Raw genomic sequence first — 23,446 nt, forward strand, 5'->3', positions numbered from 1 at the left:
AAGTCGCGCAAGGTGTTGGCGGCCTTGGCCAGGTTGCCCAACTCGTCCTGACGGGTGCTGGCCACGCGCTCGGCGAACCGCCCCTGGCTGAGTTGTGCCACGTAGTCGATCAGTTTACGAATCGGCTCCACCAGGTTGCGGTTGACCAGCCACAGGCTCAACAGGCCAATCAGCAGACCCGACACCAACATCACCGCGAGCCCCAACAACACGGTGCGATCAGCGCTGGCACTGATCAGCTTCGATTGCTCGGTGCCCTGCTTGCGCAGTTCGCCAACCAGTTCATTCATCTGTTCGCTGGCGGCACGGTCCACGCCCTTGACCGCGTTGTCGCCGGCCGCTGGGTCGGCACCGGCCGCCACGTAGGCATCACGGCCCTTCTGATAGGCCGCACCTAAAACACGATGCTCTTCACGCAAACGTTCGATACGGGTCTTGAGTTGCGGCTCGATGCCTTTCTGCCCGGCCAATTCCCCCAGGATGCCCTGCACGTTGCGCTGGCCATCCTCGAATTGCTTCCAGTATTTGTCCAGGTTCGCCGGGTCCTTGCCGCGCAGCAGGACGTTTTTCCACTCCTGCACCTGCACCTTGAATTGCAGGTTGGCTTCATCGATCAATTGCGAGGTGCGCAACGGACCTTCGATCAGATTCGCGTAGTTCTGAACGCCATTGGACAGGAAGTGAAAGCAGGCCAAAGCGATCAGCAACATCGCCAACAGGCTGCCGCTCAACAGGGCGAGGATTTGCGCTCTCAGGGATTTTTGCAAAAGCATCGGGGATATCTCATGGCAGGGATAAGGCACGCTCAAGTGGCGAGCAAGATGTCCGGACATCCCTGTCAGCGACGCTAGCTCACGACCAGAATCAGAAGATCGACATCAGCAACATCGGCGCGCCAGCCCCATTCTTTAATGTTTCCGACCACCGGCACGAGGCGGATTTCCGGCGCCATTTAACTGTCACAAAACCTTCAAAATACGTTGCGATGATGGGGCTCAAGTGAACCTGTGAAACCTGTGACAGGCGCCCCCTCACAGCGAGACCTCATGAACCACAGCATCGACCAACGCCATCGCGATTCCGACCTGTTCGGCCTGCTTTACGGTTTCAGTTTTCGCCCTGGCGAGCGCGGTCGAGAGATCGATTCGGCCAAGGCGCTGCGCTGCCTGCAACAACCAGGGGACAATGACGAGTTTCTCTGGCTGCACCTGAACCTGGCCCATGCCGCGTGCGAGCGCTGGATGAAAAGCCATCTGGAATTACCCGACGAGTTTTTCGAAGCCTTGCACGAAGGCTCCCGTTCGACGCGCATCGAGCATGTCGATTCGGCGTTGCTGGCGGTGGTCAACGACGTGGTGTTCAACCTCAGCAGCATGGTCTCCTCGGATGTTTCGACGCTGTGGGTCTGCGCCCGCAGTCGGCTGATCATCAGCGCGCGCCTGCAACCGCTGCACTCGGTGGACAAGCTGCGCTCTTCGGTGAAGGCCGGTGAATGCTTTCGCTCACCGCTGGAGTTGCTGGTGCATCTGCTGCGCGATCAGGGCGAAGTGCTGACCCAGATCGTGCGCAAGACCAGCCTCAGTGTCGATCAGATCGAAGATGAATTGCTGTCTTCGCGCCTGTCCACCAACCGCGCCGAACTGGGCGCCAACCGCCGGGTGCTGGTGCGCCTGCAACGGTTGTTGGCGCTGGAGCCAGGCTCGCTGCTACGCCTGCTCAATCGCCCGCCGCAATGGTTGCAGAAGGAGGACGTCAAGGAGCTGCGCAAGTCCACCGAGGAGTTCGCGCTGATCATCAACGACCTCACGGCCCTCGGAGAGCGGATCAAGCTGTTGCAGGAAGAAATCGCCGCCAACCTCAACGAACAGAGCAACCGCACGCTGTTCACCCTGACCGTGGTCACGGTGCTCGCGCTGCCGATCAACATCATCGCCGGTTTCTTCGGCATGAACGTCGGCGGCGTGCCGCTTGCCGGTGATCCGGAGGGGTTCTGGATTCTGGTGGCGCTGGTCGCGACGTTTACCCTGATTGCCGGGCGCTGGGCGTTTCGCAAGCGGCGGGATTATTAAGATCGAAAGATCGCAGCCTGCGGCAGCTCCTGCCTTTAAGCATTTCGTCGCAAATTCATGGGATTAATCGTTTATTGATTCACCTCCCGCCGAATAGCACTTCAGTTTGCTACCGTGTTGCCGACTCTTAAGAGACTCGATGTATTCAGGAGGGGAACCGTGAATCTGTATATCAATCAGCTTCAGAAGAAAGCTGACTTCAAAGAAGCCATCTACGCAGGCGACATCTTCCTGAACACTCAGCTGCGCACTGCCAAAGAATTGTGTGCGTTCGCCCAGGAAAGCATCACCGCCGCCTTCGACGGCGAGACCAACCACCAGGCACTGCACACGTTGATGCCGGTGGAAGAATTCGTGGTTCTGGTGACTCGCCTCAAGGGCCAGTTCACCAACAGCCAGCGAGCCAAGGACTTGATCCTGGGCTTCATCGATGAAATCGGTGTCGACCCTCGCGAGTATATTTTCGACGTGCCACGGATCCGCGTAGTGCCCAACTACGACTACCTGCACGCCGGTGTCAGCTATGCCTACAAACCCCATCGCGACACTTGGTACGGCAGCGTCGACTGTCAGATCAACACCTGGATGCCGGTGCATACCATCAGCCCTGACCAGACCATGATGATCAATGGCGGTTATTTCGATGTGCCGGTGAAGAACACTTCAAAGGACTGGAGCCTGTCCGACTGGATCAGCAACCAGCGTCATCGGGCCAAGGAAAACCTCAAGGAAGAAGTACGGGTACACCCGGTTCCACTGGAGGAGATCAATACTTCATCGGAAATCCGCGTGGCCGGCAACACAGGCGACATGCTGATTTTTTCCGGTTCGCACCTGCACGGTACCGTTCCCAACTACACGCAACAGACCCGCTTCAGCGTGGACTTTCGCCTGATGCACCTTGACGACCTCAAGCACAAGCGCGGCGCGATCAACGTCGACAGCGCCTGCCCGGACGTCGGTGCAGGGTTCAAAGATTATTTCCACGCTCACGACTTTTCGAACTTCCAAGGAATCCAGCAATGACCAAGCGCCGCATCACGCCCGCCGAGGCCCAGTACAACGAAACCCGTGCCAATGTCTTGAAACGGGTTGACGCCGAGTATGTGGCCGACGCGCCATTTGTCTTCGCCAACCGCATCGGCGTGACCGCTGCCCTGTCGCGCATGGAGCTGTTCAAGAAAGTCGCCGAAATCCCGGGCGCGATCATTGAGTGCGGCGTATACAAGGGCAATTCGCTGATGCTCTACATGCACCTGTCGATGATTCTGGAGCCCTACGCGATCAACCGTTCGATCATCGGCTTCGACACCTTCGAAGGCTTCCAGAGTATCGACAAGAAAGAAGACCCGTCGGACGTCAACGAAACCATGTTCTCCGACACCGACCAGTCGCTGATCCAGGACATGATCGACGCCAACGACCTGCTGCGCCCGGTCAACCGTATCCCGCGCTGCGAGCTGGTCAAAGGCGACATCGTCAAGACTGTACCGGAGTGGGTCCAGACCCGTCCGGACCTGGTGGTGGCGATGCTGATCCTCGACACCGACCTGTATGAATCGACCAAAGTCGCTCTGGAAACCTTCCTGCCGTACATGCCAAAAGGCGCGATCGTGGTGCTCGACGAAGTCGCTTACCGCAACTTCCCGGGCGAAACCAAAGCCTTGCGCGAAGTGCTCGACCTGAACAAGATCGAACTCAAGCGCCTGCCGTTCGATTCGTGCGTGGGCTACTTCCACGTCTAATGAAAAACCTGCTCCTTCCTATGGCTGGAGCAGGTTTAGAAGCTGAAAACTAGCCCGCTCCTACATGTTCAGATCGTTGATCGGATCACCTGCGGTAGTAAACAAAGATAAAAAGATCGCAGCCTTCGGCAGCTCCTGCAGGATCGGGCACATCCAAAATAATGGTTGTATCCGATCCTGGAACTGCCGAAGGCTGCGATCTTTGCTTTTACCCTTCGCAAGCCCTGCGCACCAACAGCCGCTCACGCACCACGTCATAGCCCCAGTGGTACACGTAGGTGTACGGCAAGAAGAACAACAGTACGCCGATGTCCAGCAGGAACGCTTGCCACAGGCTGATCTTCAGCCACCAGGCAATCAACGGTACGCCGAACGCGACCAGCCCACCTTCGAACAACAGCGCATGCATCACGCGCACCCAAGCGTTGCGCACAATGGCAAAGCGCTTGAGCAAGCGGTCGAACAGACCGTTGAAGACCACGTTCCAGGCCAGGGCAAGCGCTGCGATGGCCACGGTCGCCACGCCTATTTCCACCATGGGTTTGTCCATGACCCAGGCCAGCAACGGGGTACAGATCAAAACAGCCAGCAGTTCGAAACCGATGGCCTGAAAAATGCGTTCAGTGATGGATTTTTTGGCGTTCATGGCCAGACTCCCTGAGTGACTGTGGTTGCCATGGTCCGCCATCGAACCGATACTTCATAACCAATAACCATCGATCAAGGCGATAGTTCATGGCCTCCCACGAAGTGCTGCTGGCGTTTGTCCAAGCCGCGACTCAAGGCTCGTTTTCCGCCGCGGCGCGCAAGCTCGGCCGCAGTCAGTCGACCATCAGCGCCGCAGTGGCGAGCCTTGAAGTCGACCTGAACCTTGCCCTCTTCGACCGCAGCAGCCGCAAGCCAAGCCTGACCCCCGCCGGGCATGTCATGTTGCAACGGGCCGAGGAGATTCTGGCCGCCACCAGCCGTCTGGAAATGACCGCCAGCCAACTGTCCCAAGGGGTCGAACCGAAGCTGACCGTGGCGATTTCCGACACCTATCAGTCCGACCGTTTCGAAGCGGCGCTCAGTGCTTTCGAGCAGCGTTACCCAGACCTGGAACTTGAATGCCTGATCGCCGAATGCGATGACCTGGTGGCCCTGGTGCAACGCGGACGAGCGCACGTCGCCTTCGCCGAGATGCAGGACAGCTACCCGCCGGATCTGGTCAGTTCGACGGTGGACGAGCGCACGGAAATCGCCCTGTTCGTGTCACCTGCGCACCCGTTGGCGAAGCTGAGCGCAGTCGATCAGGACGTGCTGCAGCAGCACCGAGAACTGCGTCTGGCAACGATCGTCAATCCGTATGAAAGCCGAGCGAAGGGGCGTGTCTGGTCGGCGCCGAGTTACTTGATGCTGCTGGAAATGGCTCAGGGCGGGTTTGGCTGGGCACCGTTGCCACGGTGGCTGGTGGGGCGGTTCGGGGCCGGTTCGTTGGTAGAGCTGAAGGTGCGTGGATGGCCGAAACCGGTGTACGTCGATGCGCTGTGGTCGCGACTGCATCCACCAGGGCCGGCGGGGAGTTGGTTATTGAGCAAGATGCTGAAATAGCGGTGTCGCCATTCGCGAGCAAGCCCGCGAAGAGGCCAGCCGCCACGCCGCACACCCATGATCATCCCAACGCCCGGAGCCGTCCCTCGATAAACCGCCGCTCCGGCACCTGCTGTGTCAATTCCAGCGCCCGCTCATACGCCGCACGCGCCTCTTCCACCCTCCCCAACTGCCGGTAAAACTCTGCCCGCGCCGAGTGCGCCAGGTGGTAATCCAGCAACTCACCACGATCCAGAATCCCTTCGATCAACGTCAGCCCGGCCAGTGGTCCATCGCGTTTGGCCAGCGCCGCCGCACGGTTCAATTCGATCACCGGCGACGGCACCGCCCGCAGCAGCACGTCATACAGACCGACAATCTGCGGCCAGTCCGTCTCCGCCGCCGTGGGCGCTTCGGCATGCACCGCCGCAATCGCCGCTTGCAGGCAATAGGGCCCGAAGCGCCGCGTCGTCAGCGCCCGCTCAATCAGGGCGCAGCCTTCGGCAATCAGCTCGGCGTCCCACAGCGAGCGATCCTGTTCATCCAGCACAATCAGTTCACCGCTCGATGAGGTCCTGGCCGAACGCCGCGACTCATGCAACAGCATCAGCGCCAAAAGCCCCATCACCTCCGGTTCGGGCAACAGGTCCATCAACAACCGACCGAGGCGAATCGCTTCACGCGTCAAGTCTTCGCGGGTCAGTTCGCTACCGATAGACGCCGAGTATCCTTCGTTGAACACCAGGTAAATCACCCGCAGTACGCTGTCGAGACGCTCGGGCAGTTCCGCCAGGGTGGGCACTTGATAAGGAATTTTCGCGTCACGGATCTTGGCCTTGGCCCGCACGATGCGCTGGGCGATGGTGGCCGGTGCCGAGAGAAAGGCCCGGGCGATTTCTTCGGTGGTCAGGTCGCAGACTTCGCGCAAGGTCAACGGCACTTGAGCGTCTGCCGCCAGTGCCGGGTGACAACAGGTGAAGATCAGGCGCAGGCGATCGTCTTCCACGTCTTCATCACTCCAGTCGGCCTGCTCCAGCGCCTCCAGTTGAGCGATCAACATCGGCCGGGATGCATTAAAACGCGCGCGCCGGCGCAATACATCGATGGCCTTGAAGCGCCCGGTGGACACCAGCCAGGTGCGCGGATTGTCCGGCACACCGTCGCGCTGCCAGCGTTCGACCGCAACGAAGAACGCCTCGTGCAGCGCCTCTTCGGCGAGGTCGAAGTCGCCGAGCAGACGGATCAGCGTCGCCAGAATCCGCCGCGACTCGTCGCGGTAGACCTGCTCGACTTGCGCCCGTACCGATTCGCCCGGCATCAGTCCGGCATGCCTGGGGCCATTTTTCGCTGGACGGATTGCACACTCATAAAAGAACTCCCGTGGTGAGGGTTATTCAGGGATTCAACTGGCGAACGGGCCGCACCTCGACACAACCGACCCGGGCCGCCGGGATGTTGCCGGCGATCTGGAGGGCTTCGTTGAGGTCCTTGGCATCGATCAGGTAGAAGCCGGCCAACTGCTCCTTGGTTTCAGCGAACGGGCCGTCGGTGATCGACATTTTGCCGTTGCGCATGCGCACGGTGGTCGCGGTCTGCACCGACTCCAGCGCTTCGGCGGCGATCATCCGGCCGCTGCCCTGGATCGATTCGGCGTAGGCCATGCACTCGGTGTCGTTGGGGCTTTCGGGCAGTGAGTGCAATTCGTGCTCGTTGCTGTAGACCAGGCATAAATACTTCATGGGGCTCTCCATTTCAGGCGGCTCTGCCGTGACCGAACTGATCAACTATGGCTGTCGATTGGCGCCTTGGCGCTGCTTTCCGATAAACAGCCCGGCCATCAGGGTTGCAGGTTGAACAGCGCCGCGCCATTCGTCATGTCGAACGGTGCCGACCAGTGTTCGTGGACGATCTGCCAAAGCCCCGCTTCCTGCCGGTAGCACGCGGTGACGCGCATCCAGCAGGCTTGGGTTTCACCCTTTTCATTGGTGCCGCCGCAATGCGCCAGCCAGTGAGCGAAAGCGATCTCCTGCGACGGCACGATGTCGATCTCGTGGAACTCGAAAATGTGCGGGCCGGGGCACATCTCCATGCATTCCTGCCAATGCGCACGGTAGGCCGCCTTGCCCTTGAATTGCAGGGCTTTGACGGCATCGAAGGAGACGATGTCGTCGGCGTACAGGGCCATGACCTTTTCCACGTCCTTGGCGATGACCGCCTGGCGATAGTTCTCGATCAAGTTATGGATTTGTGTCTGAGCATTCATGAGGGTTCTCCGTGTTTTTTTGTTGAAGACACCTTTAGTCGACTGGCGAAAAGCCAGATCGACAGCCGAAATAAAAATAATCCATGAGGGCAAACTCGCTAGAATCCGAGGCTCATTTCCGTTGGAAAAAGGACACTCCAGTGACAGCCCGACTCGTGCCTTACGAAAGCCTGAACGCCTTGCAGCGCCAACAGGTCGAGGCCATCGAAATCCACGCTGAACAAATCAGATTCTCCGGCGACATTCATGGTGCGTTGCACACCTTGCTGTCCAAACCGGGCCCTGGCGTCAAAGGCTTTGCGCTGCTGGTGGAGGATGCACCGGTGGCCTTCCTGCTGCTCAAGCGCCCGCCGGTGCTGCCGGCCTGGGCCGATGAACACAGCGCCACCCTGCACGCCCTGCAAGTCGATCGCCGCGCCCAGGGCAAAGGCTATGGCAAAGCCTGCCTGCAAGCCCTGCCCGAGGTTGCGCGCCAGGCTTGGCCGGAAATCAAAGGGCTGGAGTTGTCGGTGGATGCGGACAATGAGTCGGCCATCGCGCTGTATGCCAAATATGGCTTTGTCGACAGCGGCGAAGCGTACAAGGGCCGGATCGGTTACGAACGGCGGATGGGGCTGGTTTTCTGATTCGTAGAGGGATGAACGATGTTGAATTCAATCGAAGCGCTGGAAGCGATCTACGGCCTGCCCCATGAGCGTGCGGTGCGTAAGCAGATCCCCTTTCTGAACGAGGACTATCAGGCGATGGTCCGCGCCTCGCCGCTGGTGATTATCAGCTCGGTCGGCCCCGATGGCATGGACGGCTCGCCGCGCGGCGATACGCCGGGTTTTGTGCGGATCGTCGATGAACGCACGCTGGCCATCCCGGATCGCCCGGGCAACAACCGCATCGACACCCTGCGCAATGTCGTGCTCGATTCGCGAGTATCGCTGCTGTTCATCATTCCGGGGATAGGCGAGACATTGCGGGTCAATGGCACGGCGCAGATCAGCGCCGAACCCGCGTTGCTGGAGAGTTTTGCAGTCAACGGCAAACCGGCGCGCACGGCAATGCTGGTGACGGTGGAAGCGGCGTACTTCCATTGCTCGAAAGCGATCATGCGTTCGGATCTGTGGAACCCCGAGCGCTACCTTGACCGCTCTGCCCTGCCGACGGCGGGCGCATTTCACAAACGGCTGAACGACGGACAGTTCGATGCCGAAACCTATGACCGGGAAGCGCCGACCAGAGTGCGCGATAGCCTCTACTGACACAACGCCGCTCCCACACTGGAACTACAGCGTCAACACCATCTCATGCCACGCCATCCCGCCATGGTCAGACGCCGAAGGCTTGATGTAGGCAAACCCAAACCCGGCATACAGCGCAATGTGCCGCTCTTTGCACATCAGGTGGATGCTGGCCTTGTTCAGTGCGCGCATGTGCTGGATGAACTCACTCATCAAGCGTTTCGCCAGGCCCTGCCCTTGGTAGTCCGGATGCACCACCACCGACATGATCACCACGTGCGGGCCGGCCGGGTCGTGGCCGATCAGTTCCTTGAACGCCTCGTCCGACATCTCCACCTCAAACGCCGCACCGGAATTGATGAAGCCGGCTACCACCCCATCCACTTCAGTCACGATGAAGCCCTCGGGCCAGGTGGCGATGCGGGTGGCGATTTTCTCGCGGGTGGCGGCTTCGTCGCCTTCGTAGGCAACGGTTTCGATGGCGTAGCAGCGGTCCAGGTCAGCGGCGGTGACGTGGCGGATGACGGTGTTCATGGCAACTCGGAATCGGCGGGAGAAAGGCTGGGATCATAATTTAATAAGGTGTTCATATCGATCAGAAAGGCGGACCGCCGATCCGCCCCTCGCCCCCTTCGTTACGCTTTGATCGGCAGCCAGATTTCCAGCACGCCGGTATTGAGCTTGGGGTTGAAATCGTCGCTGTAACGTTCGAACTCCGGGGCATCCGCCGCCTCGCGACCGGACTTCGGCAACCAGGTTTCCCGGATGTACTGAAAGGTTTGCGGCAGCGTATCCAGCGAGCCCTTGTGCTTGAACACCGCGTAATACTGGGGCTGAATCTCGACCCAACGGTATTTCTCGGGCAGGTCGTCGAGCTTGCTGATCTCGACGCCGGCGATGTATTCGAAACCGCCCTTGTCGTCTGAGTTGCAGCAAACGCCGTAGGTCACTTCGTCAATTTGCCCGGGTACATTGCCGATGTGGGGGACGAATTGATCCCACAGCTTGGGAATCTGTTTTTTGGCCGTCGCTTGGGTAAGTCGCCCGCCAAGCCCCGCTATGAGCATGAAGTGCCCGTGTTCGAAGCGTGGCTCAGCCTGATCATCGCGTGTTTGCTCATCCATGACTCGACTCCTGGGAACGAAAAAGGTGGGTTCGGCTGGGAGTATAGAGGCCAAACCCGATTCGCCCAGTCAGAGCCCCGGAAGCTGCCCGGCGGCGGGCGCACCGATAAACTCGTTGTAGCCCGATAGAATCACATAGACCGCGAAATAGCAGAAGATCGCGGCCGATGCCATGTAGGAATAACGCAACAGTTTGTCACCGAGCAACTTGCCGCCATGGCTCGCCGCGAAGCACAGCGTGACGCACCAGAGAATCCCCGCACAGAGAAATCCACCTAGAAACAACACCGAGCTGAGAGTGCCCCCACCACCGGAACGGGCAATCAGGGTGCCACCCACCGCCGCGAACCAGAGAATCGCACTGGGCGACGACATGGCGAGGAAAATCCCCCGCAAGAACTCCTTGCGATGGGAGTTGTGGCCAACTTCGGCGGTCTCGGCCAACACAGCGTTGTGATAAATCGCCGAATGAATCATTTTCGCCGCGAAGTACAGCAGCAACGCCGCCCCACCGATCCACAACACCCAACGCACGGTTTCGTACTGCAGCAATACGGTCATGCCGGCCAGTGCCAGCACCGCGTAAATAAGGTCGCCGACACAAGTCCCCAGCCCCAGGGCAAAGCCTTGAAAATAGCCGCGCTGCATCGCCAGCGTGATCATCGCGATATTGGCCACACCAATGTCCAGGCACAGCGAAAGGCTTAGCAGGAAGCCACTGGTAAATTCCATCGACCATTTCCTTGGGAAAAATTTATTGATGCGCAGGCTAGACAGTTTGCCACGACTGCCCTTACATTCCGCCACAGGCCACCGCAGTGGCCAGCGTCGCTCGGACGGTTCCGGGCGCTTACGTTATCCGAGGCAACAATGGCCGAACAAGGTTCCCCGCGCCGCTTTGCGCGCATCGATCGACTCCCCCCTTACGTTTTCAACATCACTGCCGAGCTGAAGATGGCCGCCCGTCGTCGTGGCGAAGACATCATCGACTTGAGCATGGGCAACCCCGACGGCGCCACGCCGCCGCACATTGTCGAAAAACTGGTCACCGTCGCCCAGCGCGAAGACACCCACGGCTACTCCACGTCCAAAGGGATTCCGCGCCTGCGCCGCGCGATTTCCAACTGGTATAAGGATCGCTACGAGGTCGACATCGACCCGGAAAGCGAAGCCATCGTCACCATCGGTTCCAAGGAAGGCCTGGCGCATTTGATGCTGGCCACCCTCGATCAGGGCGACACCGTGCTGGTGCCAAACCCGAGCTACCCGATTCACATCTACGGTGCGGTGATTGCCGGTGCCCAGGTGCGGTCGGTGCCGCTGATCCCTGGCGTGGACTTTTTCGCCGAGCTGGAACGGGCGATTCGCGGCTCGATCCCGAAACCGAAAATGATGATCCTCGGCTTCCCGTCCAACCCCACCGCCCAGTGCGTGGAGCTGGACTTCTTCGAGCGGGTGATCGCCCTCGCCAAACAGTACGACGTTTTGGTGGTGCACGACCTGGCCTACGCCGACATCGTCTACGACGGCTGGAAAGCCCCGTCGATCATGCAGGTGCCCGGCGCCAAGGACATCGCGGTGGAGTTTTTCACCCTGTCCAAGAGCTACAACATGGCGGGCTGGCGCATCGGTTTCATGGTCGGCAACCCGGAACTGGTCAGCGCCCTGGCGCGGATCAAGAGCTACCACGACTATGGCACCTTCACCCCGCTGCAGGTCGCGGCCATCGCGGCGCTGGAAGGCGATCAGCAGTGCGTCAAAGACATCGCCGAGCAGTATCGGCAGCGTCGCAACGTGCTGGTCAAAGGCCTGCATGAACTGGGCTGGATGGTCGAAAACCCGAAAGCGTCGATGTACGTCTGGGCCAAGATTCCCGAGGCTTATGCACACATGGGCTCGCTGGAATTCGCCAAGAAGCTGCTGGCCGAGGCCAAGGTCTGTGTCTCACCGGGTGTGGGATTTGGCGAATATGGGGATGATCATGTGCGCTTCGCGCTGATCGAAAACCAGGATCGGATTCGTCAGGCCGTGCGCGGGATTCGCGGGATGTTCCGGGCGGATGGGCTAGTGACCAAAACCAACGCCTGACACGATCGTTCCCACGCTCTGTGTGGGAATGCAGCCCGGGACGCTCCGCGTCCCTTCCAGAGCCGAACGCGAAGCGTCCGTTGAGGCATTCCCACGCAGAGCGTGGGAACGATCATCACCCACAAAAAAACCGCATCGCTGCGGTTTTTTTGTGTCTGCCGATCGGCTTAAACGAACAACGACAACAGCAGGATGAAGCCCAGGCCCACCACGGACAGGATGGTTTCCATCGCGGTCCAGGTCTTGAAGGTTTCCGCCACGGTCATGTTGAAGTACTGCTTCACCAGCCAGAAACCTGCGTCGTTGACGTGGGACAGGATCAACGAACCGGCACCGGTCGCCAGCACCAGCAGCTCACGGTTCACACCCGGGATCATCCCCACTACCGGCACCACAATGCCCGCGCCAGTAATGGTCGCCACGGTCGCTGAACCCGTCGCGATACGAATCACCGCCGCCACCAGCCAGGCCAGCAGGATCGGCGAGATCTGTGCAGCCACCGCCATGTTGCCGATCACGTTACCCACACCGCTGGTCACCAGCATCTGCTTGAAGCCACCACCGGCACCGATGATCAGGATGATCGCAGCGGTCGGCGCAAGGCTCGCGTCCAGCCATTTAAGCATCTGTTGCGAACCGATGCCCTGCTTGTAGCCGAAGGTGTACAGCGACAGCAGCAATGCCAGCAGGAGAGCCGAGATCGGGTGACCGATCAGGTCCATGAAGGTGCGGAAGAAGTTGCCGTCCGGCAGCGCCACATCGGCAAAGGTCTTGAGCAGCATCAGGAACACGGGCGACAGCACAGTGATCAGGGTGATGCCGAAGCTAGGCAGATCGCCTGCATCCTCATCGCGCACCAGTTGATCCACCAGTTCCTGATTCGGATGACCCGGAATGTGCTTGGCAATGAACGTGCCGTAGATCGGACCGGCGATAATAGCGGTCGGCAACGCAACGATCAGGCCGTACAGAATGGTTTTACCGATGTCGGCACCGAACACACCGATGGCCAGCAGCGGACCCGGGTGCGGCGGCACCAGGCCGTGTACCGCGGACAAACCAGCCAGCAGCGGGATACCGATCTTGATGATCGACACGCCAGTGCGACGGGCCACGATGAACACCAGTGGAATCAGCAGTACGAAGCCGATTTCGAAGAACAGCGGAATGCCGACCAGGAACGCGGCGAACATCATCGCCCACTGCACCTTGTCCTTGCCGAAGGCGCGAATCAGCGTCTGCGCAATCTGATCCGCACCGCCTGATTCGGCCATCATTTTGCCGAGCATGGTGCCCAGCGCCAGGATGATGCCTACGAAACCAAGCACGCCACCGAAGCCGTCCTGGAACGCCTTGATGATGGTGCCGATCGGCATGCCGGACGTCAGCCCGAGGAAGGCGGCGGCGATGATCAGTGCGAGGAATGGGTGCAACTTGAACTTGGTGATCAGGACGATAAGTCCGATCACCGTGACCACTGCGTCTAGCAGCAGAAACGTCTCGTGGGACATGCCAAACATTAGGGGTGTCTCCTGGTTGTTGTTGTTATTAAAGCGGTTATTCAGAAGCCGTCAGGACAGCGCTATCTCTTGGAGCAAAACTCAACTGGCGAGTTTCAAGCCATGATCGAGCCACCAGGCATGCGCCTGCTTCGCCAACTCATCGACGCTGTGGCTCGAAGCATCCAGAGCCAGGGTCAGGGGCTCACCAACGGGCGATTCAAGTGTGGCGAACTGGCTGTCGATCAAGGTCGACGGCATAAAGTGGCCCGGCCGATGAGACACACGATCAGTGGCGACTTCGGGGGTCAGCTCAAGGAAAACGAAGCCCAGGCCCGGCAAGGCACCGCGCAAGCGTTCGCGGTAACTGTGTTTGAGGGCCGAGCACGTCAGCACCGGGCGCTCGCCTTGGGTGTCGACGCGGCGCAGTTCATCGCACAGGCTGTCGAGCCAGCCGGCACGGTCTTCATCGTTCAGGGGGATACCCGCGCTCATCTTTTCGATATTGGCGGCAGGGTGGAAAGTGTCGCCTTCAATGGCGGTCGCGCCGCTGAGCTGGCACAGGGCCTGGCTGACGCACGTCTTGCCGCAACCGGCAACGCCCATGATGATCAGGGCGGTGATGGGATGATTCATGTAACACCTCAGCGCGCAGACAGCGCTACCTTTGCTACGTAAAACGCTAGTGCAAAAGCAGAAGTTGCCGACGCCTTCTTGTCATTTTTATGGGTTGCAGCATGTTCGTTCTCGATGCCGAAAAGCGAGGATCAGGCAAACCCCGCTCACGCATTTGCAGCTGCGTCGAGACAGCGCTACCTTAGTGCCTTGAATTTTGTTTGGCAAGCCGTCCGATGATGACCCCTAAAAACGATAAAAATACTCGCACCACTGGCCGCCCTACCCTCAACGAAGTCGCGCGCCTGGCCGGTGTCAGCCCGATTACCGCGTCCCGCGCCCTGCGCGGCGTCAGTACGGTGGCCACCGAACTGGTGGAAAAAGTCCAGAAGGCCGCCCTCGACCTGAACTACGTGGTCAACCCCGCCGCACGCGCGTTAGCCTCGGCCCAGAGCCATTCCGTGGTGGTTCTGGTGCCATCGCTGTCCAACCTGCTGTTCATCGACACGCTGGAAGCCATTCATCAGGTTTTGCGACCGAAGGGCTTCGAAGTGCTGATCGGTAACTTCCACTACTCCCGTGACGAAGAAGAAAACCTGCTGCGCAATTACATGGCTTATCAGCCTCGCGGCTTGCTGCTGACCGGTTTCGATCGCACCGAAAGTTCGCGGCGGATGATCGAGGCCAGCAACATTCCCTGCGTCTACATGATGGAACTGGACAGCGCGGCCGGGCTCAATTGCGTCGGCTTTTCGCAAGTCGCCGCCGGCGAAACGGCGGCCGAACATTTGCTTTCCCGCGGTCGCAAACGCCTGGCCTACATCGGTGCGCAGCTGGACCAGCGCACGCTGCTGCGGGGTGAAGGTTTCCGCCACGCGCTGCAAAAGGCCGGTTTGTATGATCCGGCCCTGGAAGTGCTGACGCCACGCCCCTCCTCCGTCGGCTTGGGGGGCGAGCTGTTTTTGCAATTGATGGCCAGTCATCCGCAGGTCGACGCGATCTTCTTCGGCAACGACGACCTGGCCCACGGCGCACTGCTCGAAGCCCTGCGCTGCGGCATCAAGATCCCCGAACAAGTGGCTATCCTCGGCTTCAACGATCTGCCAGCCTCGGCCCACATGGTCCCGCGCCTGAGCAGCATCAGCACTCCGAGAGAAGCCATTGGCCGTCGCTCGGCGGAGTTGATGCTGACCTTATTAGCGGGCAATTCGGTGGCCAAACCGGTGCAGGACATGGGGTTTGAGTTGAAGGTGCGCGAGAGCACCTGATACACGATTGTCCGTTGCTCGTGCTAGATTCCCGGCACCTGGAACAGCAAACGGAGAAGCTCAATGGGACATACGCTGAAGATTTTGGGTAAGGCCTCGTCAATCAACGTCAGAAAAGTCCTGTGGGCGTGCGACGAGCTGGGTGTTTCCTACGAACGGGAGGACTGGGGCAGCGGTTTTGCATCGACCCGGAGTCCGGAATTTCTCCAGCTCAACCCCAACGCACAGGTGCCGGTACTCATCGACGAAGCCGGCGTGCTGTGGGAATCCAATACCATCTGTCGCTATCTGGCCGGCAAATACCAAAACACCGACCTGTTGCCCATCGAGCCGGCGGCGCGCGCTCGCGTGGAGCAGTGGATGGACTGGCAAGCCACCGAACTCAATCCGTCCTGGGGCTACGCCTTTTTTGCGCTGGTCCGGCAATTGCCGGACTTTCAGGACGCACAGCGGATCGCGGATGGCGTTCGCGGCTGGAACGCGAAAATGGGCATCCTCGAACAGCAACTCGCGGCGACCGGCGCGTATGTCGCCGGCCCACGCTTCACCCTGGCCGATATCCTTATCGGCTTGTCGATCAACCGCTGGCGGATGACCCCGATGGAGCGCCCGGACTATCCCGCCGTCGACGCCTATTGCCAACGACTGGCGCTGCGGCCGGGGTTCATGGCACACGGCTGTAATGGCGTGCCTTGATTGCACCTGAACGATTTACCCGGTAATGCCAATCAATTAAGTGAGGCACAGAACCTGTGGGAGCGGGCTTGCTCGCGGAGGCGGTGTATCAGGCGACATCAATGTTGATTGACGTGGCCCCTTCGCGAGCAAGCCCGCTCCCACATAGATCGCACTTGACTGACCGGTACTCCCCCATGACTAGTCAGGTGATAGCGGATGTTCCGCAAGCATCCCCAACAGCGCCAGCACCGCTGCCGAAGGTGCTTTGTCGGGCGCGACCACCAAGGCAAACTCGCGATCGATGCGCGGTGTCACCGGCACTATCCGCAGGCCTTGGCGATTAGCCGGCAGGGTCATTTCCGGTACCAGGGTCACGCCGATGTTTTCCCGCACCAGGGTGAACGCACTGCTCCACTCACGCACCTCGGCCCGCACATCCAGCAGATGCAACCCGGCATCGGCAGCCAGGCTGCGGGCATTGGTCGAACACCCGCCCGTGGCCAGCACGAACGGTTGCTCCGCCAGCTCCGCCAGCGAGAGGCCCTCTTCATTCGAGCGGCGCGCCAAGGGATGGCCACCGGGCAGAACCGCCATCCAGGCATCACGCCCCAAGCGACCGGCATTGCGCGCTGGCGCCGGGTTCAACACTACGCCGACATCCACCAGCCCGGCACCGAGCAACGTTTCCACTTCATCGTCGCTGACCTCCAGCGCCACCACATGTATACCGGGGTAAAGCCGATTGAACTGGCGCAACAGCGGCGGCAGGAAGGTCGCCAGCACCATAGGGAAACTGGCCAGACGAATCGTCCCGCGCTGGATGCCTTTAGCGGCCTCGACGGTGCTGCGAATGTTTTCCAGGGCGCCAAGCATGGTTCGCGCCTGTTCGATCACAGGCAAGCCGATGGCGGTCGGCAAGGTCTGGCGGTTTTCCCGGCTGAACAGCTGAACACCCAGGTTTTCTTCGATCAGTGCCAGCGCCTGACTGGCACCGGACTGGGTCATGCCAACCCGCTCGGCGGCCCGGGTAATGTTGCCGGTATCGGCCACCGCCACCACCATTCGCCAGTGCATCAGGTTCATCATGGCAGTAGCTTTCCTAATGGCAGTTTTCTGAAAGATTAATTTTACCGAGTGTGCCGCGCACTATGACACTGGCGCAAATCCGCAACCAGAGCCCTGCCCATGAAGTTGTATTACGCCCCACAAGCCTGTTCATTGGCGCCGCACATTGTGCTGCGCGAACTGGAGCTGCCGTTCGAGTTGGTCCGCGTCGACAACAGCACCAAGAAAACCGTCACCGGTGATGACTTCCTCGCCATTAACCCCAAAGGCTACGTCGCGGCGTTGCAACTGGATAACGGTGATGTGCTGACCGAAGGCCCGGCGATCTTGCAATACCTGGCGGATCTGCGGCCCGAGGCGAACTTGGCACCGGCGAATGGAACGTTCGAGCGGGTGCGTTTGCAGGAATGGCTGAATTTCGTTTCGACCGAGATTCATGGCGGGCTGGGTTGGCTGTTCAATTCACAGTTTCCGGATGAGGTAAAAGTGCTCATCAAAGAGAAGCTGTTCAAGCGTTTTGCCGTGCTGTGCCAGACGCTGGAGGGGCAGGATTATTTGATGGCCAACGGATTCAGCATTGTCGATGTGTATCTGTTTACGGTGTTGCGCTGGACGCAGCTGTTTGGCATCGACTTGAATCAGTGGCCGGCGTTGGCGCGGTTTCAGGCCAGGGTTGATTCGCGGCCAAGCGTGAAAGCGGCGTTGGCTGCGGAATTGGTGTAAGGCTTGAGATCATTCGCGAGCAAGCCCGCTCCCACAGGATTCATTGGCAATCAATGAAACGGATGCCGCGGGCTGTCAGGCGTTGGCGCAAAGTTGCGATTTCTTCACGGTGGGCAGCATCGAAGTAATGGGGCATGGCTTTGCTCAGAACAGGAACCAGTCCCCCTCTGTGCAATGGCGCAGGGATTTCTTGCAGATTGTTTGGTTATTTCGATAGACGTAAAAAACAGGAGCCCGAGAACTCGGGCTCCGTTGACGCGGGATCAGTGGCCGAACACACCCACCTTCTTGGCCTTCTTGTCCGCACGTTTCTCAATGGCGGTTTTCGCCGGTTTCTTTTTCGCCGCTTTCTTTGAATCCATGCCTTTGGCCATGATACGTACTCCACTCATACGGGATGTGAGATCAGGTATACACCTATCCCCGCGCTGGCGTTCTTTTATAATAGCCCGCTTTGCGTACCGACAGTCCGAGCCCATGCCCAACACCCAGTACACCTTGCTCGACGAGCCGTTATGGCCGTTGATGAACAAGTTTTACCGCGCCCACCAATCGTCGATGAAAGCGGTCCGCGACGCACGGCTATGGGTCGCAAAACGCGAAGAGATCATTGCCGCGTTATGTTTGCGGCCGGTGGCCGGTGGGCATTGGCTGACCGGGTTGTTCGTCGATCCGGGCTGTCGCGAGCAAGGGATCGCCGCGGCGTTGATCGCACACGCCGTCAAGCACCTCGAAGAGCCAGTGTGGTTGTTCTGCCATCCGGATTTGCGTGATTTTTATGAGCGTCGAGGTTTTACTTTCGACCCGCCCCTGCCCTACGCCATGGCTGAACGGTTGAGCCGTTATGCGCGCAGCAAACCGATGATTGCGATGGGTTTGGAACCGAAGCACTAGAGACCTGTGAAGATTAAATGTGGGAGCGAGCCTGCTCGCGATAGCGGTGTGACAGTCACCATCAATATTGACTGTCAGGGCCTCATCGCGAGCAGGCTCGCTCCCACATTGGTTTTGCGGTGGATTCGAAGGACGGGGTCAGTCGTCCGCCGCTGGGTCCAGGTCCGGAAACATCACCTCGGTAAACCCGAACTTGCTGAAATCACTGATGCGCGACGGGTATAACCGGCCGATCAGGTGATCGCATTCATGCTGCACCACCCGCGCATGGAACCCCGAGGCAATGCGCACGATTGGCTCGCCCTTGGGATCGAAGCCTTCATAACGAATCTGCTGATAACGATCCACCGCGCCGCGCAGGCCCGGCACCGACAGGCACCCTTCGAATCCCTCTTCGAGGGTCGGGCTCAAGGGCGTGATCAGTGGATTGATCAGAATCGTCTGCGGTACCGCTTCGGCGTCCGGATAGCGCTCGCTGTGCTCGAAACCGAAGATCACCAGTTGCAGGTCGACACCGATCTGCGGCGCGGCCAGGCCGACTCCGCCGACACTTTCCATGGTCTGGAACATGTCGTCGATCAGGTGCCACAACTCGGGGCTGTCGAACATTTGCGCCGGCACCGGCGGGGCAATGCGCAGCAGGCGTTCATCACCCATTTTCAGAATTTCACGGATCATTTGATGACTTCGTCGGTGGTCGGCTTGAGCGAGTGATCCCGTCCCAGTCCCGAAACGTGGTGTTTGGGTTCTTCGGGCACTATTTCGCCAGGCTTCTTGCCTTCGGACGACATGTGCTCGATCACCGCGTTCATTTCCGCGCCGAGCAACAGCACCGCGGCGGAAATATAGAAGTACAGCAGCAACACGATGATCGCGCCGATACTGCCATACATGGCGTTGTAGTTGGCAAAGGTTTTGACGTAAAGACCGAAGCCCAGCGAGGCGACGATCCACACCACCACGGCCAGCACCGAACCCGGGGTGATGAAGCGAAACTCTTGTTTGACGTCGGGCATGACGTAGTAAATCAGTGCCACGGCCATCATCAACAGAATCACGATCACCGGCCAGCGCACAATGGTCCAGACGGTCACGATGAAATCTTCGAGGCCCACTTGCGAAGCGATCCAGGCCATCACCTGCGGCCCGAGCACCATCAGCGCAGCGGCGGCCAGCAGCATGCCGGCGATGCCGATGGTGTAGAAAATCGACAGTGGAAAACGCTTCCAGACCGGGCGACCTTCGACCACGTCGTACGCGGCGTTCATCGCGCTCATCATCAGCCGCACACCGGCGGACGCAGTCCACAGGGCGATCACGATACCCACCGAGAGCAAACCGCCCTTGGATTGCTGGAGCTGGTCGATCACCGGGTTCACCTGCTCCAGCGCCTGGGGCGGCAGGACCAGTTCCGATTGCAGGCGCAGCCAGGAGAAGAAGTCCGGCAAATGCAGAAAACCGATCAGGGCGATCAGGAACAGGATGAAAGGGAACAGCGAGAACAGCATTTGATAGGCCAGCGCCGAGGCATAGGTCGACATCTCGTCGGCGACGAACTCGGTGACCGTGCGCATCATCACGCGATGCAAGGGCAAACCTTTCATGGTCGGAAAAAACATTAGCGTCTCCTTTCGCCGCAAAAAGGTTGAAGTCATGGCGACTCAGGGGCCGTTTTCTACAACAAAGTAGCCTACTTGGCGACTTTGAAACAATTTCATTGCTCAAGTTCAAGCTGACACAAAAACGGCCATCCGCGGATGGCCGTTTCTGTTACTCGTCAAAGGTCGGATTATGCCTTGTCGATGCCTTTTTTGAGAGTATCCTTGGCTTTGCCGATCGCTTGCTGGGCTTCGCCTTTCTTTTCCTGCACGACGCCTTCGGCGCGCAGCCTGTCGTTACCGGTGGCCTTGCCAACGCCTTGCTTGACGTTGCCGGCCGCTTCGTTTGCCATGCCTTTAACTTTATCGCCAGTGCTGCTCATGGTATTTCTCCTGTGAACATTTCAACGGGGAAAGTCGTTACATAAGGGTGGACCGAAAGCCTTTGCGCGGAGTTTCATTTATTTCCCAACAGAACATTTCATCGCTCCAGGCAGGTTAGGCTTTATGTTTGCAGGCTTTGCCCCGAGAATGCGCAACGTATTCAGGCCATGGCGCTGAAGATCCAATCCCGTAGGAACGTTATGAAACTCGATAAAAAGCAGGCCATTGCCCGCAGAAACCAGGAACTTGGCGGTGCTGTGCTTGGCGTCAACAACTGCCATTTCACCGAATTGAACCGTAACCGCAACATTTTCTGGTTTGATATCCCGGTCGCGCGGCTGGCCGTTGGTCAGTACGAATGGATTCACTTGCTGATGCACACCCCGGATACCGACGAACTGCTGCACCTGAAAGTGCCGACGGTGTTCCTGCGCGAGAAGCTCGAAGGCCTGGTGGTGCGCAACCAGGGCAAACGCAAAGCGGCCCTGAGCCTGGAACTGAGTGCCGACAAGGACTCGTACCTGCAAGACATGCGCCCGGCGGGCACCAACGTCAATTTCGCGCAGTTCCGTCAGTAACCCAAAAGCATCGCGAGCAGGCTCGCTCCCACATTTAACCGAGTTCCTTCAGAAAGAATGCGATCACATGTGGGAGCGAGCCTGCTCGCGAAGGCGGCCTGACAGGCGCTGAAAATGCCCTGGCCAGAAACAAGAAGCCCCGCATCTGCGGGGCTTTTGTTTGACTAGGCGCCTACTTTCTTCACGCCCAGTTTCTTCAGCTCTTCGTCGCGCAGTTCTCGGCGCAGGATCTTGCCGACATTGGTGGTCGGCAGTGCGTCGCGGAACTCCACGGCTTTAGGCACCTTGTAGCCGGTGACATTGGCGCGCATGTGCTCCATCACCTGTTCCTTGGTCAGGGTCACGCCCGGTTTGGCGACGATGAAGATCTTGATCGCCTCCCCCGACTTCTCGTCCGGCACGCCGATGGCCGCGCATTGCAACACGCCCGGCAGGGTCGCCAGCACGTCTTCCAGCTCATTGGGATACACGTTGAAACCGGAGACCAGGATCATGTCTTTCTTGCGATCGACAATGCGCATGTAACCGTCCGGCTGGATCAGTGCGATGTCACCGGTCTTCAACCAGCCTTCGCTGTCGAGTATTTCATCGGTGGCTTCCTGACGCTGCCAGTAGCCCTTCATCACTTGCGGACCTTTCACACACAATTCACCGATGGCGCCCAACGGCTGTTCAACGCCTGCATCGTCGATGACTTTGCACAGAGTCGACGGCACCGGAATACCGATGGTGCCGATCTGAATGTTCTGGCTCGGGTTCACCGTGGCCACCGGGCTGGTTTCGGTCATGCCGTAACCTTCGCAGATCGGGCAACCGGTGACCGCTTTCCAGCGTTCGGCCGCGGCCAGTTGCAAGGCCATGCCGCCGGACAGGGTGATTTTCAGGCTCGAGAAGTCCAGCTTGCGGAACGCTTCGTTGTTGCACAACGCGACGAACAGCGTGTTCAGGCCGACGAAACCGCTGAACTTCCACTTCGACAGTTCCTTGACCATCGCCGTCAGGTCGCGCGGGTTGCTGATCAGGATGTTGTGGTTGCCGATCAGCATCATCGACATGCAATGAAAGGTGAAGGCATAGATGTGGTACAGCGGCAGCGGCGTGATCAGGATCTCGCAACCTTCATTGAGGTTGGAGCCCATCAGCGCCTTGCACTGCAGCATGTTCGCCACCAGGTTGCGGTGGGTCAGCATCGCGCCCTTGGCCACGCCGGTGGTGCCCCCGGTGTATTGCAGCACGGCAACGTCGCTGCTGGCCGGGTTGGCTTCAGCCACTGGCTGGCCATGGCCCTTGCGCAGCACGTCGTTGAATTTGATGGCCTTGGGCAAGTGATACGCCGGAACCATCTTCTTCACATACTTGATGACGCTATTGACCAGCAGACGCTTGAGCGGCGGCAAGAGGTCGGCCACTTCAGTGACGATCACATGCTTGACGCCAGTCTTCGGCACGACGGACTGTGCCAGGTGCGCCATATTGGCCAGACAGACCAGGGCTTTGGCACCGGAGTCGTTGAATTGGTGTTCCATTTCCCGCGCGGTGTACAGCGGGTTGGTGTTGACCACGATCAGCCCGGCGCGGATAGCACCGAAGACGGCGACCGGGTATTGCAATACGTTGGGCAGTTGCACGGCGATTCGATCGCCGGGTTGCAAATCGGTATGCTGTTGCAGGTAAGCAGCAAAGGCACCGGACAATTCGTACAGTTCACCGTAGGTGATTGTCTTGCCCAGGTTGCTGAATGCCGGTTTGTCAGCGAAGCGTTGGCAGGATTGCTTCAACACTGCCTGAATATTCGGATACTCGTCTGGATTGATCTCGGCAGCAATTCCAGCTGGGTACTTATCCTTCCAAAAGTCTTCGATCATGGAAGCCCACTCCTCAGCAACGCGAATTCTTCACCGCATTTGATGCGATTATTATTGGTGTGTGTTTTTAGTGAGTCTGGCTTTTAACATAGGCCGAGAAGTCACAAAGCGCGCCGAGAGTAGCAGCTTTGCCAAGGGCCGACTAGAGCCTAAAACGCCCCCCACAGTCACCTTAATGACTCAAGACAAACA

Annotated in this window: 26 protein-coding genes and 1 pseudogene; 12 read left to right on the forward strand and 15 right to left on the reverse strand. The window is 59.2% G+C overall.

The annotated features are described in order from the left end of the window. Positions 1 to 32: 32 nt before the first annotated feature. Positions 33 to 833 (reverse strand): annotated as a pseudogene (locus AACY49_RS31920) (HAMP domain-containing protein); the annotation flags it as partial. A 213-nt stretch (positions 834 to 1,046) separates the two neighbouring features. Here AACY49_RS31920 and AACY49_RS19715 point away from each other — a divergent pair. The 3 genes from AACY49_RS19715 (at position 1,047) to AACY49_RS19725 (ending at position 3,814) form a co-directional block, all read left to right on the forward strand. Next, complete coding sequence (locus tag AACY49_RS19715) at positions 1,047 to 2,069, forward strand: transporter (protein ID WP_320393574.1); 1,023 nt, start codon at positions 1,047 to 1,049, stop codon at positions 2,067 to 2,069. A 159-nt stretch (positions 2,070 to 2,228) separates the two neighbouring features. Further along, positions 2,229 to 3,095, forward strand: coding sequence for a hypothetical protein (locus AACY49_RS19720; protein ID WP_258699459.1), 867 nt, complete (start codon positions 2,229 to 2,231; stop codon positions 3,093 to 3,095). Beyond that, positions 3,092 to 3,814: a TylF/MycF family methyltransferase gene (locus AACY49_RS19725; protein WP_258699458.1), complete on the forward strand. Its 723-nt coding sequence runs from the start codon at positions 3,092 to 3,094 to the stop codon at positions 3,812 to 3,814. Before AACY49_RS19720 ends, AACY49_RS19725 begins: the two co-directional genes overlap by 4 nt. A 208-nt stretch (positions 3,815 to 4,022) precedes the next feature. Here the strand turns inward: AACY49_RS19725 and AACY49_RS19730 are convergent, their stop codons facing one another. Then, the gene (locus AACY49_RS19730; RefSeq protein ID WP_339525862.1) at positions 4,023 to 4,460 is read right to left on the reverse strand and encodes a multidrug/biocide efflux PACE transporter; all 438 of its coding nucleotides are present in this window, start codon (positions 4,458 to 4,460) and stop codon (positions 4,023 to 4,025) included. Positions 4,461 to 4,549: 89 nt separating this feature from the next. Here AACY49_RS19730 and AACY49_RS19735 point away from each other — a divergent pair, with 89 nt between their 5' ends. Further along, a complete protein-coding gene (locus tag AACY49_RS19735) occupies positions 4,550 to 5,404 on the forward strand; it encodes a LysR family transcriptional regulator (protein ID WP_339525864.1) in 855 nt (284 codons plus the stop codon). Between the two features lie 61 nt (positions 5,405 to 5,465). Here the strand turns inward: AACY49_RS19735 and AACY49_RS19740 are convergent, their stop codons facing one another. The 3 genes from AACY49_RS19740 to AACY49_RS19750 all read right to left on the reverse strand — a co-directional run bounded on the left by AACY49_RS19740 (position 5,466) and on the right by AACY49_RS19750 (position 7,646). After that, positions 5,466 to 6,701 carry an RNA polymerase sigma factor gene (locus AACY49_RS19740; protein WP_339525866.1) on the reverse strand — a complete coding sequence of 412 codons (1,236 nt, stop codon included), beginning with the start codon at positions 6,699 to 6,701 and terminating at the stop codon, positions 5,466 to 5,468. A 76-nt stretch (positions 6,702 to 6,777) separates the two neighbouring features. Then, the gene (locus AACY49_RS19745) at positions 6,778 to 7,122 is read right to left on the reverse strand and encodes a YciI family protein (RefSeq protein ID WP_258699454.1); all 345 of its coding nucleotides are present in this window, start codon (positions 7,120 to 7,122) and stop codon (positions 6,778 to 6,780) included. A gap of 98 nt (positions 7,123 to 7,220) precedes the next feature. After that, a complete protein-coding gene (locus AACY49_RS19750; protein WP_258699453.1) occupies positions 7,221 to 7,646 on the reverse strand; it encodes a YybH family protein in 426 nt (141 codons plus the stop codon). A 140-nt stretch (positions 7,647 to 7,786) separates the two neighbouring features. Here AACY49_RS19750 and AACY49_RS19755 point away from each other — a divergent pair, with 140 nt between their 5' ends. After that, on the forward strand, positions 7,787 to 8,272 hold the full coding sequence (locus AACY49_RS19755) for a GNAT family N-acetyltransferase (RefSeq protein WP_339525869.1): 486 nt from the start codon (positions 7,787 to 7,789) through the stop codon (positions 8,270 to 8,272). 18 nt (positions 8,273 to 8,290) lie between these two features. Beyond that, the gene (locus AACY49_RS19760; protein WP_339525871.1) at positions 8,291 to 8,896 is read left to right on the forward strand and encodes a pyridoxamine 5'-phosphate oxidase family protein; all 606 of its coding nucleotides are present in this window, start codon (positions 8,291 to 8,293) and stop codon (positions 8,894 to 8,896) included. A 24-nt stretch (positions 8,897 to 8,920) separates the two neighbouring features. Here the strand turns inward: AACY49_RS19760 and AACY49_RS19765 are convergent, their stop codons facing one another. The 3 genes from AACY49_RS19765 to AACY49_RS19775 form a co-directional block, all read right to left on the reverse strand. Then, on the reverse strand, positions 8,921 to 9,409 hold the full coding sequence (locus AACY49_RS19765; protein WP_320393568.1) for a GNAT family N-acetyltransferase: 489 nt from the start codon (positions 9,407 to 9,409) through the stop codon (positions 8,921 to 8,923). 101 nt (positions 9,410 to 9,510) lie between these two features. After that, entirely contained in the window at positions 9,511 to 9,999 is a 489-nt protein-coding gene (locus AACY49_RS19770; RefSeq protein ID WP_258699450.1) for a GyrI-like domain-containing protein, read from the reverse strand. A gap of 69 nt (positions 10,000 to 10,068) precedes the next feature. Then, positions 10,069 to 10,731 (reverse strand): LysE family translocator, encoded by a 663-nt coding sequence (locus AACY49_RS19775; protein ID WP_339525874.1) that lies wholly within the window; start codon positions 10,729 to 10,731, stop codon positions 10,069 to 10,071. 138 nt (positions 10,732 to 10,869) lie between these two features. Between AACY49_RS19775 and alaC the strand changes: the two genes are divergently transcribed. Beyond that, positions 10,870 to 12,087, forward strand: a complete 1,218-nt coding sequence (alaC, locus tag AACY49_RS19780) for an alanine transaminase (protein WP_258699448.1) — start codon at positions 10,870 to 10,872, stop codon at positions 12,085 to 12,087. 167 nt (positions 12,088 to 12,254) lie between these two features. Here alaC and AACY49_RS19785 read toward each other — a convergent pair whose 3' ends face one another. Together AACY49_RS19785 and AACY49_RS19790 are read right to left on the reverse strand one after the other, a co-directional pair. Next, on the reverse strand, positions 12,255 to 13,607 hold the full coding sequence (locus AACY49_RS19785) for a GntP family permease (protein ID WP_258699447.1): 1,353 nt from the start codon (positions 13,605 to 13,607) through the stop codon (positions 12,255 to 12,257). 81 nt (positions 13,608 to 13,688) lie between these two features. Further along, positions 13,689 to 14,222, reverse strand: coding sequence for a gluconokinase (locus tag AACY49_RS19790; RefSeq protein ID WP_339525876.1), 534 nt, complete (start codon positions 14,220 to 14,222; stop codon positions 13,689 to 13,691). A 215-nt stretch (positions 14,223 to 14,437) separates the two neighbouring features. Here AACY49_RS19790 and AACY49_RS19795 point away from each other — a divergent pair, with 215 nt between their 5' ends. Next, a complete protein-coding gene (locus AACY49_RS19795; RefSeq protein ID WP_258699445.1) occupies positions 14,438 to 15,469 on the forward strand; it encodes a LacI family DNA-binding transcriptional regulator in 1,032 nt (343 codons plus the stop codon). 63 nt (positions 15,470 to 15,532) lie between these two features. Next, entirely contained in the window at positions 15,533 to 16,165 is a 633-nt protein-coding gene (locus AACY49_RS19800) for a glutathione S-transferase family protein (RefSeq protein ID WP_339525879.1), read from the forward strand. Positions 16,166 to 16,345: 180 nt separating this feature from the next. On the opposite strand, the gene AACY49_RS19805 is transcribed toward AACY49_RS19800, so the two are convergent. Further along, on the reverse strand, positions 16,346 to 17,233 hold the full coding sequence (locus AACY49_RS19805) for a LysR family transcriptional regulator (protein ID WP_258699443.1): 888 nt from the start codon (positions 17,231 to 17,233) through the stop codon (positions 16,346 to 16,348). Positions 17,234 to 17,332: 99 nt separating this feature from the next. Here AACY49_RS19805 and gstA point away from each other — a divergent pair, with 99 nt between their 5' ends. Both gstA and AACY49_RS19815 read left to right on the forward strand, forming a co-directional pair. Next, the gene (gstA, locus tag AACY49_RS19810) at positions 17,333 to 17,935 is read left to right on the forward strand and encodes a glutathione transferase GstA (protein ID WP_320393561.1); all 603 of its coding nucleotides are present in this window, start codon (positions 17,333 to 17,335) and stop codon (positions 17,933 to 17,935) included. A 477-nt stretch (positions 17,936 to 18,412) separates the two neighbouring features. After that, a complete protein-coding gene (locus tag AACY49_RS19815; protein WP_339525881.1) occupies positions 18,413 to 18,829 on the forward strand; it encodes a GNAT family N-acetyltransferase in 417 nt (138 codons plus the stop codon). Positions 18,830 to 18,967: 138 nt separating this feature from the next. On the opposite strand, the gene def is transcribed toward AACY49_RS19815, so the two are convergent. The 3 genes from def to AACY49_RS19830 all read right to left on the reverse strand — a co-directional run bounded on the left by def (position 18,968) and on the right by AACY49_RS19830 (position 20,810). Next, on the reverse strand, positions 18,968 to 19,507 hold the full coding sequence (gene def / locus AACY49_RS19820; RefSeq protein ID WP_258699440.1) for a peptide deformylase: 540 nt from the start codon (positions 19,505 to 19,507) through the stop codon (positions 18,968 to 18,970). After that, the gene (locus AACY49_RS19825) at positions 19,504 to 20,448 is read right to left on the reverse strand and encodes a YihY/virulence factor BrkB family protein (protein ID WP_258699439.1); all 945 of its coding nucleotides are present in this window, start codon (positions 20,446 to 20,448) and stop codon (positions 19,504 to 19,506) included. The genes def and AACY49_RS19825 overlap by 4 nt, the downstream gene beginning before the upstream one ends. 170 nt (positions 20,449 to 20,618) lie before the next feature. Next, positions 20,619 to 20,810 carry a CsbD family protein gene (locus AACY49_RS19830; RefSeq protein WP_339525884.1) on the reverse strand — a complete coding sequence of 64 codons (192 nt, stop codon included), beginning with the start codon at positions 20,808 to 20,810 and terminating at the stop codon, positions 20,619 to 20,621. Positions 20,811 to 21,011: 201 nt separating this feature from the next. Between AACY49_RS19830 and AACY49_RS19835 the strand changes: the two genes are divergently transcribed. Beyond that, a complete protein-coding gene (locus tag AACY49_RS19835; protein ID WP_008069134.1) occupies positions 21,012 to 21,389 on the forward strand; it encodes a hypothetical protein in 378 nt (125 codons plus the stop codon). Positions 21,390 to 21,553: 164 nt separating this feature from the next. On the opposite strand, the gene fadD1 is transcribed toward AACY49_RS19835, so the two are convergent. Next, a complete protein-coding gene (fadD1, locus tag AACY49_RS19840; protein ID WP_339525888.1) occupies positions 21,554 to 23,254 on the reverse strand; it encodes a long-chain-fatty-acid--CoA ligase FadD1 in 1,701 nt (566 codons plus the stop codon). Positions 23,255 to 23,446 lie beyond the last annotated feature (192 nt).

The sequence above is a fragment of the Pseudomonas sp. EL_65y_Pfl2_R96 genome (assembly GCF_963970905.1).
Lineage (GTDB): Bacteria > Pseudomonadota > Gammaproteobacteria > Pseudomonadales > Pseudomonadaceae > Aquipseudomonas.